The following is a 10,989-nucleotide window of genomic DNA, read 5'->3' as shown; positions in this document are numbered from 1 at the left end:
CCCCCGGGGGGGGGGGGGGGGGGGGCCCCCGGCCCGGGGGGGGGGGGGGGGCGGGGGGGCGCGGGGGGGCCCAACGGGCCGTTCGCCCGCGACGACCTGACCGGGCGCGGGCTGGCGCCCCGGCCCGACCGCGGTGCCCGTCAGGCCAGGGCGCGCAGCACCGCCGCGGTCTGGGCTATGTGGGCGGCGAGGTCGGCCGGCTCGTCGGCGCGGACCCAGCGCCCGCACGCGATCTGAAAGACCGTGACCGCGCTGTGGGCGGCGAGGCTGGCGGTGGGCTCGGCGATGCCTCGCGCGCGCAGTGCCTCGGCAGTCGCGTCGACCATGGCCGCGAGCTTGAGCAGCTCGCGTTCCCGCAGGCTCGGGTTGGCCGCGATGATCTGAGAGCGACGCGCGGCGTGATCGCGGCGGTCGGCCAGCAGGCTGCCGCCCGCGACCATCCCGGCGAGCGCCGCGTCGAGCGGCGACAACTCGTCCGGCGCGCCCAGGATCGCGTCGTGCGCCGTGCGCGCCATGGTGTTCGAGCCGTCGAAGAGGACCTCGCGCTTGTCGGCGAAGTGCCGGAAGAAGGTGCGCTCGGTGACGCCGGCGCGCTCGGCGATGTCGCCGGCGGTCGTCTGCTCGAAGCCGCGCTCGGCGAAGAGCTCGACCGCGACACGGATCATCCGCCCCCGGGCGTCCGGCTCCCAGCGACCCATGGCGAGGATTCTAGTGATGACAGTCGCTGACATGCGGTGTTATGGTCGATGTCAGTAACTGACATGCTCGAGGAAAGGGCACCGCCATGCGCGTCTTCGTCACCGGCGCCTCCGGCTGGATCGGCTCGGCCGTCACCGATGAGCTTCTCGCCCACGGCCACCAGGTCGTCGGCCTCGCCCGCTCTGACGAGGCGGCCGCCGCCCTCGAGGCCAAGGGGGCCGCCTCCCACCGCGGCAGCCTTGACGACCTCGACGGCCTGGCGTCGGCCGCCGACACCGCCGAGGGCGTCATCCATCTCGCCTTCAAGCACGACTTCGCCGACTACGCCGGCGCGGGCCGTAGCGAGCGCGCCGCCGTCGCGCGGATGCTCGACACCCTGAAGGGCAGCGACCGGCCGTTCCTGCTCGCCTCCGGTCTGGCCTCCGGCGTCACCGGGCGGCCGCTGACCGAGGACGACGCCTCCCCGCACCATGGGGCCGACTCGCTGCGCGGCGGCAGCGAGAACCTCGCTCTGGAGTACGTCGACCGCGGGGTCCGCCCGGTGGCGCTGCGCTTCTCCCCGACCGTGCACGGCATGGGCGACCACGGCTTCACCGCGACCCTGGCGAAGATCGCGAAGGAGCGTGGGGTGGCCGGCTACCTCGGCGACGGCGCGACCCGCTGGGCAGCGGTGCACCGCTCCGACGCCGCGCAAATGGTCGGCCTCGCGCTGGAGAAGGCCCCCGCGGGCTCGCGGATGCACGCGGTGGCCGAGAACGGGCTGCCCTCCCGCGACATCGCCGCCGCTATCGGCGCCTACCTGGGCCTGCCGACAGCATCGGTCCCGCTGGAGGCCGGCGAGGCCCACTTCGGCTGGATCAGTCGGTTCTTCGGCCTGGACCTCACCGCGTCGAACGCCCGCACCCGGGAGCTGCTCGGCTGGGCGCCGACCGGCCCGACGCTGTTCGAGGACATCGCCGCCGGCGCCTACGCCCTGCCGGGCTGATCATCGCGTCATACTGGCTCAGGGTGAAGTGTTCCAACCGTCTCACCGTCGAGGAAGGAGCCGGATTTCCAGGATGCAGCCAATGTCCGGGATGCAGCCGATGGAGGGAACCGCGGCCCAGTGGGCAGCGGCCCAGCTCGCGTTGGTGCGCGATAACCCCCGGGCGCGGATAGCGCTGCTCGCGCGCACCTATCACGGTCCGTTTGGCGAGGCGCCGCGGCATCTCCCTTTCCGGAGAGCGGCCGTCTCCTTCATGCGCTGGCAGGCGGAGCGCGGGGTCCTGAACCCGCTCGACGCGGACCTTCCTGGGAGCCGCTGGTGGCGGGCGGTCAACGACCGGCTGCTGCTCGACGGCTGCGAGGCCATGGCGCGTTCGGGTGGCCTTCCCGGAGAGCCGTCGTCGCCCGCGGTCGACCTGTGGTCGGCGTTCATCACCGCTCCGACCGCGTGGAGCTGGTATCGCGCGCACAACGCGACCATCGTGTCCGCCTACCTGGACAACCGTGATCTCGCCGACTCGGAGTCGATGCCGGAGCGCTTCTTTCTCAACGTGATCCTGCTCCGGGTCCTGTATGTGCACGCCCTGGTCGCGGCGCCGCGCCTTTCACTGGGCCGCTTCGCCGTTCTCGGCCGGATTCTCGGAGATCCACGGCTCGGGATGGCGGGAGTGTTCCTGTCGCTCGGCCGGGTACTTCCTGACCGCTATCCGCCCGAGGAGGACCTGCGGGTGTACCTCGCGGAGGAACATCGCCTTGGACGGCTGCTCGACTACGGAGTGATCCAGCCACGGCTCCAGCGGCTGTACGAGTGGTCCGCGCTGGAGCTCGGACTGCCTGGGCTGCGGGGCCTGGTACGTGACGGCAACCCGATCTACGCGTGGTCCTACGCGGACCGGCACGTCTGGACACTGGACGACGCGTCGTTGCCGGTGCGCGTCCTGCGCCGCGCGACATCGCCCTGGTGAACGATCGGATGCTCAGTAGCGGCTTGCTTATGAGCGTGCAGCACGCCGCGCACAGCCAGTGGGGCCGGCGGTGTGCCAGCCGAGAGCTGTCGATCTCCGGAATGTTGGACACTCACACCGCCCGCGGTGGACCTCCCCATGACGGCAAACGTGCAGGTCGCCGCTCGAACCGAGGCTCGGAAGCAAACAGGCTCACCACCAGCCGGCACGACGCCGTTCGAGGACCTCGCCGCGGATGCCTACGGCCTGCCGGACTGACCGCCGCGGTCTGACGGCACTTGGTGGCGCCGAGCCACATGCCGGCTCACGTCCCGACCCCCTCGACGGCCGTCTCGCCGTCGAGCGAGTTTGTCATGGCAAGTAGCGAGATCAACGGTTCCAGGACGCGCCGGGGATGGACGCCGTCCGGAAACCAGGCGAGCCCGGTGTCATCGGGGACCTTCTCGGAACCCGTTGCCGACACGAAGTGGGCACCATGGTGGCGGAAGTTTTCGAAGACCAGAAGCGCGTCCCCGCGGTCTCTCAGGGCCAGATATGCGCGCACGTCCGAATCCGGCCAGCCGAATCTCGCGGCTGCGTCCGCTCAGGCGGACCACCTCGCCCAACTCGGTCCGCCACTGGCCGTCTGTCAGAAAATGTTGCGTCCTGGCTGTCAATATCACCTTGGCTCGGCCCCTGACCTTGTGACCGGTGAGCGGGGCGGCCCCGACGGGCGGCTGGTCATGACCTGTGGGGTGTTCGACCATGATCCCAGGCGCCATGGTGCCGAAACACCCCTCGTCGGGCACCACAACGCATGGACCGATCCCAGGACGGACAGGAGGAGGGCCGCTCCCGGGCGAACGGCCGGCGCCACGCCCCCGAGTCCACCGAACCAGCAGGCAGCACGGCGCTGACCCGCCCCTGGCCAGGGCGAGGCATGACCTGTGGGGTGTTCCATCCGTGATCCCAGCGGCCATGGTGCCGAAACACTCCTCGTCTGGCGCCACAGCCCATGGGCCGATCCCAGGACCGGCCGGCCACCAGCGGTTTTCTATCGCGCCGCGTGACCGGCCAACGCCAGCCCTTGGAACTATTGGGAGTGCTCGGGTGGGCCCGTCGCCCAGCGGATGCCGGCCACCGTGCCCGAGCCGACCAGCCGGCCGAGGGTGGACTCGACGACGGGCAGGTAGGGGAGGCGGAGCGGCCATCGGGTCCACGCCGGCATCAGGCCGACGGCGGCCGCCGCCAGCGCGGTGTACGGGCCCCGGGCCACGAGCGGGAGTGGCGCGCCGACCAGCAGGTACCACGCCGCCTGGCGGGCCTGCGGCGTGCCGGCGAGCTCGGGGCGGTACTCGGTGAGCTGGTCGGACAGCTCGGCCGCGGAGCGCGGCGGGCCGTCGATGCCCAGCTTCTCGGCCACCAGGCTGGTGTCCAGCACGTAGTCGTCCTGCTCGGCCTCGGTCAGCGGGGCCGAGCCGTAGCGCTGGTGGGCCGCGAGGAAGCTGTCGATCTCGGCGAGATGCACCCAGCGGAGCAGGTGCGGATCGGAAGCCGCGTACGGCCGGCCGTCGGGCGCCGTCCCGTGGACCCGGCGGTGCACGCCCCGAACCCGGGCGATCGTTCGCTCGGCCTCGTCGACCGGTCCGAACGTCGTCGCGGCGAGGAAGTAGCTGGTCCGTTGCAGCCGGCCCCAGGGGTCCGCGCGGAAGTCCGAGTGCGCGGCCACGCCGGCCATCGCCAGCGGATGCAGGGACTGCAGGAGAAGCGCGCGCATACCGCCGACGAACATCGCCGAGTCGCCGTGTACCCGCCGGATCGGGCGGTCCTCGGCGAACCACCGCTCGCCGGGAGCTTCGAAGATCCGCTCGCGCCGACGTGGGCCATCCGGCCCGGCGACCCGAGCGAGGACCTCGCCGCCGACCCGTGAGCGGAACTCACCCGCGTCGATGGGCAGCCTGGGCAGCTCCATCACCCCATCATGCGCGCCGTCGCGCCAATCGGGCTGGTCAGGGCGGTGGGCGTGAAGACCGACACATATGACCGGACACGCCCGATAAGACCGGCCCAAAGGGTGGAAACCCGAGGGAACTGGGGCTGTGATGGTCGGGGAGGCTCATGTGCTGGATCATTTCGTCGTCTCGGTCGTGGTCGCGCCGCTGCTCGTCCTGATCGGCACGTCGTTGCTCGCCGACCGCGTCAGGCCGGAGGTGGCCGCGCCGGTGATCGCCTGGTCGGCCCTGGTCGTCGCGTCCGCGAGCTTCGTGAACCTGGTTCTCTTCGGGCTGCAGGCGGTCGCGGAGTTCCCGCGGGTGGCCGCTCTTGGCGGCTGGTCGTCCGAGATGGTCCGGGCCGGCACCGAGCCCGTTGCCTGGGTGCCCGAGGCCGCGCTGGCGTGGGTGGTGGCGGCGACGCTCGCCGTCGCCTACGGGTGCCGCCGCCACCGCCGCGCCCTGGGCGCCGCCTGGTCGACGGTGGACGGCCTCGGCCTCGGCGGCCTCGGCGGCGGCGGCGGTGACGGCGGTGACGGCCGTGACGGCGGCCGTGACAGTGACGTCGTCGTGGTCGACGACGAGCGGGTGGAGGCCTTCGCGCTCCCCGGGCGGCCTGGCGCCGCCGGCCGCGTCGTGATCACATCCGGTCTGCGGGAGACGGTCGACAGCCGGCTGTACGAGGCCGTCGTCGCCCACGAGCGTGCCCACCTGGCCCGCCGACACCACCGGTTGGTGTGGCGGGTCCGGCTCGCCGGGCTGCTCCAGCCGATCCTCTGGCCGGTGATCAGCAGGGTCGACTACCTGGTGGAGCGAGCCGCCGACGAGGCGGCGGCACGCTCGGTCGGCGACCGGGACGACGTGGCCCGCGCGCTCGCGCACACCGCGCTCGCGTCTCTCGGCCCGGGCCGCGCGTCGGGGCGGCGCATGGGGCCGTTGGCGATGAACTCGTCGCCGGGTGTCGTCCCGCGGCGGATCGCCGCGATCATGAGTCCGGCGCAGACCCGTCGATGGCTGCTCGCGGTCCCGTTGCTGCTCGCCGCCGGAACGGTCGTGTGGACCTTCGAGTGCGCGTATGACCTGCACGAACTCGTGGCGCTCGCGCGCGGCGCCGGGGGGTGAGCCGGGCCGGCTCGTGCTGGAGGCGCTGGCCGCTACTCCTCGGGCGGGCGGGCTCGCGGGCGTGCCGGCCGGGTGTCGAGGTCGTCGAGCATGCGGCGCAGGACCTGCTCGTCGCGTTTCGACAGCGAGCCGAGGAACCTGCTCAGGACGACCTCGCGATCGGGACCCTCGTCGAGGATCTGGTGGATCCGCCGCACCGCCAGCCCAGGCTCGTCGGCGACCGGCCGGTAGGCGAAGGCCCGGCCCGTGCGCTCGCGCTTCAGCAGCCCCTTGGCGTGCAGCCGGAACAGGATCGTCATGACCGTCGTGTAGGCGAGGTCGCCCTCCAGCCGGGCCAGGACCTCACGCGGCGTCAGCGGGCGGCCCGCGGTCTGGAGCTCGTCCATGACCGATCTCTCGAGGTCGCCCGGCGGACGCCTTTCCCGATCCATCGGCCCTCCGCGTGTCACCGTCGGCGGCGCCAGCCCGGCAGGCATCGCGTACCCGCGGACGCGGTGCCTCATCCTACCCAGCGCGACCAGGTGGTACGGGCGCCGCGGCGCCCTTGGCGGCTTCCGACGGGCGGGCAGCGCCGTCGGCGGCACGCCGACGGGCCGTCACCGCGCCGCGCCCGGACAACGGACGAGGCGCCGCGCGCGACCCCGCCGGTCATGGGCGGTCACGCCAGGCGTTCGGGCTCGGCGGTCCTGGCCCTGGCGCCGTCGAGCAGGCCGGTGAAGCCGCCGGGCGCGTAGGGGCCGAAGACGCACTGTTCGAGCACGCCGAGGCCGGCCCGCTCGCCCCACCTGGCCCGCATCACCTGCTGCACGTGCACGGTGTCGAAGGCGAGGACGTCGAGGTCGGCGGTCTTGTGCGCCTCGCCGCCGACGGCGAACTCGCCATGCCACTTGCCATGGCCCCACGTGGGGTGCAGGTAGCCCACGCCCTTCATGCGGAACGTCCGGATCGGCTCCAGCTCGACGATGTCGCCGGGGGAGCCGCCGGGGGAGAGGAGAAGCGCCGCGCCCTCGGACCGGCGCAGCCCGGGGGCCCAGCGGATCTGGTGCGCAACGCCGCTCAGGCGGCGGATCCCGGTGTCCGGCCCGTACACCGGCGTGTTCGTGTCGATGACGGGCAGGACCGCGGCGGTCTCGGACCACGGGACGCCGTGGGCGTCCTCGAAGCGCAGGAAGTGCAGGCACTCGTCGGCGAAGTTGAGCGGCGCCCACAGGAAGCACAGCTGTGGCAGGGCCTTGCGGGGCGCGGCTGGCGCGGGGTCGCCCACGCCGCGGACGCCCCAGGACCGGTCCTTGGTGCCGTAGGTGGGGGCGGACAGCGGGAGGTTCTCGCCGCCGCTGGACAGCGTGCCGGCCCAGGTGACCATCTGGGTGGCGCGGGTGACGTCCATGGTCAGCAGGGTGCCGTCGTGACGGGTCTGGCGGGGCTCCTCGTACGCGGGCGTGCGCGCGGTGGCGGTCAGGTCGGCGGCCAGGCCGTGTTCCGGGGCGTCGACGACGACGCGGTTGACCCGCATCGGCTCGACGATCTCGACGGTGATCGGGCCGATCCTGGTCTGGGTGCGGTCGAGGGGGATGCGCCCGGAGGCGAAGACGGAGCGCTGCACGCCGTCGTGCACGACGCTGAACGCGGCGTCGATGATGCCGCGGTTGGGGTACAGGCCGAGCGCGACTGCGAAGTACATGTTCTCGTCGTAACCGTTGAACCAGAACCTGTCGTACTGGTCGGGGTGCCCGTCGCCGGCGTGCGCGAGCGGTAAGGCCGTCTGGTGGACCGGGTAGTCGTCGAACGGAATGAGCACAGCGGAGTTCCTCCCAGCGTCGTCGTGACGGCCCGTCAGGAGAAGAATGCCCGTAGGACGCTCCCCCGCATATATCTAGACGTTACCGAGTCCACTGGCTAGCATCGCGCCCGCGCCGTCGCGCATGACCTCGCGGACGTCGGCCCAGGAGACGGGAGAGGGCACGGCGGGCCGTCACGGCGGGTCGCCGGCGTGCCTCGGTGACCGATCGGCGGTGACGCGCTCGTCGGGCGCGGCCCGGTGGCGCGGGCGTGACCCGATAGCGTGGACGTGGCTCAGCGGTTCGGACGTGCCTCAGTAGTGCTGCATCAGGTCGATGACGGTCTTCGCGCGTTGCGCGAGCAGGACCCGGCCGACGATCTTCATGTGTTCTGCCCAGAATGTCTCGGCCTCGTTCGGCTCGCCAGCCTCGATGAGCGCCGCCAGCCGGGCCTGCGAGCGCAGGCCGCGCGCGCGGGTGGCGGCGGTGTCCTTGCCGTCGTCGGGCTGGCTCACCGCCGCGACGGCGCGGGCGACAACCTCGGTCAGCATCTCGGCGACGATGCTCAGGGTCTGGTTTCCGGCCAGTTCGACGAGCCGGGAGTGGAAGACCGAGTTGGCTCGGCCGAAGGCTTCGGGGTCGTCGATCACCTCGAGCTGCGCGGCGGTGAGCCGCCGCAGCTCGGCGGCGGCCGTCCGGCGCGAGCGGGACTGGGCGACGATCCGCGCGGCGACGGGCTCGATCATGCTGCGTGCTTCGTAGACGTCCGCGAGGGGGACGTTGCGTGCCTGGAGCAGCAATGCCGCCGTGCGTGCCGTCATCCGTCCGTCGGGCTGGTTGACGACGACGCCGCCGAGCACGCCGCGTTTGACCGTGATCAGGCCTTCTGCCTCGAGGATGCGCAGCGCCTCGCGCAGCGACGGGCGGGACACGCCGAACCGGTCGACCAGCTCGGGTTCACGCCCCAGGGACTCGCCGTCCGCCAGCTCGCCGGAGACGATGAGCCGCCGGAGCTCGTCGGCGATCTGCTGTGGCTTCTCGCGAGGTCCGGTGCGATCGCCGCCACGCGTTCCCCGGCGCTCGACCACCATGCTCGACCCTTCTCCCGGACGTCGTTTCTCCCGCACGTCGTTCCAGCCGCCGCCTGGACGTTCTGGGGCGCATCGTCGGCCAAGACCGACAGGCGCCGGTTCGACGCTGAGAGGCATCGGAGCAGGACGATCAGCCCAGCCTACCGGGCGGTCCCGCCCACCCGGGCGCCGGCGAGGCCATGAGTGCCCTACGTCGCCTGGCCCGCGCCGTCTCGGCCGTCGTGCCGACGGGCCGTCCGCCCAGAAGCGGCTGTCCGCCCGAGGCGCCGCGGGAGAGTCCGAGGCGCCGCGGGGGAGACGGGAGGTCCGCCGCCCGTCGCTCCCCGAGGTGGCCATCCATATAGATCTTTACGGTCGCTGCTGGCTGGTCGCCGCGGCCGTTCGCGCCCGGGCGCCCACCCGTGCCGCGGCGCGGTAAACCATTGCGGTCCCTGGTCCCACGCCGCCTGCCTCGTGGTTTGCGCTGGAACGACAACCGCCGCGCCGCGCGCCGGGCCGCCGGGCCGCCGGGCCGAGGTAACGGCGTTGACATATCTAAAGGTTTTCCGCTACTGTCGCGGCGCGCCGACGAGTTCTTTCTCGTTGACGCCGCGAGATGGCCCACCGGTGGTCCCACTTCCCTTTGCCGCCCGCCCACGCGACTGTCCGTCGCCATCGGACAGTCAGCGACCTTCGAATTTGGGGTCGGCGTCAGGCGACTAGGGCAGCGCCAGCCATGGGTCATGGCTGTGTGCTCATGGCTGTGTGGCCGCGGCCGCGGCTATGTGGCCATTGTTTCCCGGCTTGGGCGAAGGTCCCTCGCCGCCGTTTCCGACGCGGGGGGCGCTCGACCGCGCCGTTTTCTCCCGACACCCGCCAGGGCGCGGGACGACGGCCGCTCCCGCGCCCAGCGGCGATCCTCCGCGCCGATATTCGCGAAGACACGGCTCCGCGTTGGTGACGCGGTTCCGGAACCAAAGTCTCCGTTTGCACCACCTCGGCCCCTGGGCCTCGGGCATTGTCGGCCCGCTAGGCCCCGGGCGGCGAAACCCATGGACCTCGGCCGGCCGAAGGGCCGCCGATGGACGCGATGCGCGCGCTTCGCGCCACCGCGAGTCCGACGCGAAAGGGGCGATTCATGAGACCGAGCACGGGATCCCGGGTGAGGCGGGCACGGTGGCGAAGACTGGCCGGGCTGGTCGCGGGCGCGGCGGCCAGCCTCCTGCTGGTCGCGGTGCATGCGCCCGCGGCCTCGGCCGCGATGCCGCCGGTGGTGTTACCGGCGGACGAGTCGCCGCATCCCGACGCGGGAATGGAGTGGTGGTACTTCACCGGCCACCTCACCGGCAAGGACCTCTTCGGGAAGACCCATTCCTACGGTTTCGAGACGATGGTCGTCCGTAACGACGGCCTGGACACGGCGCCGAACACGGTCATCTACAACGTGAACCTGGGGCTCACCGACCTCACCCGAGGCACCTACAAGGGCACCAAGGAGATCTACAGCATCCAGAACGACGTCGTCCCGCCTGGCGGCGGCTTCAACTTCACCGTCGGCACCGTGCACATGGACGGGAAGAACGGCGTCAACCACTTCTCCGGCGGATTCTCCGACCTGAGCTACGTGTACGGCAACATGACGCTGAGCCAGTCCACACCCGCGGCCCTGCACGGCGGCGACGGCGTCATCCCCTACGGCCCGTTCGGCGAGTCGGGCTACTACTCGCAGACGAACCTCAACGTCAGCGGGGTGCTTTTCGACCACGGCATGCCGGTGAACGTGACCGGCAAGGCCTGGATGGACCACCAGTGGGGCAACTGGACCCCGGGTGAGGGCGGCTGGGAGTGGTTCAGCATTCAGCTGTCCAACAACACCCAGTACATGCTCTACTTCATCCGCGACGTCAACGGCAACTACGTCCAGAAGATCGGTACGCGGGTCAACGCCAACGGGACCACCGCCGACCTCGCGCCCGCGCAGATCAGCCACACCGCGCTCGGCAGCTGGACCAGCCCACACACCGATATCACCTATCCACAGAACTGGACGGTCAACGTCCCCGGCGGATCGTTGAACGTGACGGTGAAGCTCGCCGACCAGGAGGTCTGGAGCAACATCATCACCGTGGGCCAGTACTGGGAGGGCGCCGCGACCGTCTCCGGGACGATCAATGGCCAGGCCGTGACCGGGCAGGCCTACGCCGAGGTGATCCCGTACATCGAGATGCCGGGCCACGGCTATGTCTGGGAGCAGGTCCGCGACCTCCTCGGACTGTAGGAGCCCGAGGACGACCGGGGCCTGACTGACGGCGACCGGGTTCCCACGGGACCGGGGGGGGGGGCCCCCCCCCGGGCCCCCCCCCCCCCCCCGGGTGGTGGCGGGTGGCGGGCCGGGCAGCGG

General features: G+C 71.9%; 10 protein-coding genes. 4 read left to right on the top strand and 6 right to left on the bottom strand.

Annotation, left to right across the window (positions count from 1 at the left end; translation table 11 throughout):
• Window positions 1-140 precede the first annotated feature (140 nt).
• Window positions 141-698 carry a TetR family transcriptional regulator gene (locus I6A81_RS17650; RefSeq protein WP_203007065.1) on the bottom strand — a complete coding sequence of 186 codons (558 nt, stop codon included), beginning with the start codon at window positions 696-698 and terminating at the stop codon, window positions 141-143.
• A gap of 86 nt (window positions 699-784) precedes the next feature.
• On the opposite strand from I6A81_RS17650, the gene I6A81_RS17645 reads away from it, so the two are divergent.
• Both I6A81_RS17645 and I6A81_RS17640 read left to right on the top strand, forming a co-directional pair.
• Window positions 785-1,684, top strand: a complete 900-nt coding sequence (locus I6A81_RS17645) for an SDR family oxidoreductase (RefSeq protein ID WP_203007057.1) — start codon at window positions 785-787, stop codon at window positions 1,682-1,684.
• Between the two features lie 91 nt (window positions 1,685-1,775).
• The gene (locus I6A81_RS17640) at window positions 1,776-2,648 is read left to right on the top strand and encodes a hypothetical protein (RefSeq protein WP_203007066.1); all 873 of its coding nucleotides are present in this window, start codon (window positions 1,776-1,778) and stop codon (window positions 2,646-2,648) included.
• Window positions 2,649-2,952: 304 nt separating this feature from the next.
• On the opposite strand, the gene I6A81_RS17635 is transcribed toward I6A81_RS17640, so the two are convergent.
• Window positions 2,953-3,111 (bottom strand): hypothetical protein, encoded by a 159-nt coding sequence (locus I6A81_RS17635; protein WP_203007058.1) that lies wholly within the window; start codon window positions 3,109-3,111, stop codon window positions 2,953-2,955.
• A 609-nt stretch (window positions 3,112-3,720) separates the two neighbouring features.
• Window positions 3,721-4,599, bottom strand: coding sequence for an oxygenase MpaB family protein (locus tag I6A81_RS17630; RefSeq protein ID WP_203007059.1), 879 nt, complete (start codon window positions 4,597-4,599; stop codon window positions 3,721-3,723).
• Between the two features lie 148 nt (window positions 4,600-4,747).
• Here I6A81_RS17630 and I6A81_RS17625 point away from each other — a divergent pair, with 148 nt between their 5' ends.
• On the top strand, window positions 4,748-5,740 hold the full coding sequence (locus tag I6A81_RS17625) for a M48 family metalloprotease (protein ID WP_203007060.1): 993 nt from the start codon (window positions 4,748-4,750) through the stop codon (window positions 5,738-5,740).
• A gap of 32 nt (window positions 5,741-5,772) precedes the next feature.
• Here the strand turns inward: I6A81_RS17625 and I6A81_RS17620 are convergent, their stop codons facing one another.
• The 3 genes from I6A81_RS17620 to I6A81_RS17610 all read right to left on the bottom strand — a co-directional run bounded on the left by I6A81_RS17620 (window position 5,773) and on the right by I6A81_RS17610 (window position 8,609).
• Window positions 5,773-6,171 carry a BlaI/MecI/CopY family transcriptional regulator gene (locus I6A81_RS17620; RefSeq protein WP_203007061.1) on the bottom strand — a complete coding sequence of 133 codons (399 nt, stop codon included), beginning with the start codon at window positions 6,169-6,171 and terminating at the stop codon, window positions 5,773-5,775.
• Window positions 6,172-6,398: 227 nt separating this feature from the next.
• On the bottom strand, window positions 6,399-7,538 hold the full coding sequence (locus I6A81_RS17615) for a hypothetical protein (RefSeq protein WP_203007062.1): 1,140 nt from the start codon (window positions 7,536-7,538) through the stop codon (window positions 6,399-6,401).
• A gap of 294 nt (window positions 7,539-7,832) precedes the next feature.
• Window positions 7,833-8,609, bottom strand: a complete 777-nt coding sequence (locus tag I6A81_RS17610) for a FadR/GntR family transcriptional regulator (protein ID WP_203007063.1) — start codon at window positions 8,607-8,609, stop codon at window positions 7,833-7,835.
• Between the two features lie 1,141 nt (window positions 8,610-9,750).
• Between I6A81_RS17610 and I6A81_RS17605 the strand changes: the two genes are divergently transcribed.
• The gene (locus tag I6A81_RS17605) at window positions 9,751-10,866 is read left to right on the top strand and encodes a lipocalin family protein (protein WP_307874727.1); all 1,116 of its coding nucleotides are present in this window, start codon (window positions 9,751-9,753) and stop codon (window positions 10,864-10,866) included.
• Window positions 10,867-10,989: the final 123 nt, after the last annotated feature.

Origin of the sequence: Frankia nepalensis, from assembly GCF_016786325.1 — a bacterium.
In the GTDB taxonomy this organism is placed as follows: domain Bacteria; phylum Actinomycetota; class Actinomycetes; order Frankiales; family Frankiaceae; genus Pseudofrankia; species Pseudofrankia nepalensis.
Note: the sequence above shows the minus strand (reverse complement) of the source record. Positions and strands in the feature narration are given on the sequence as shown.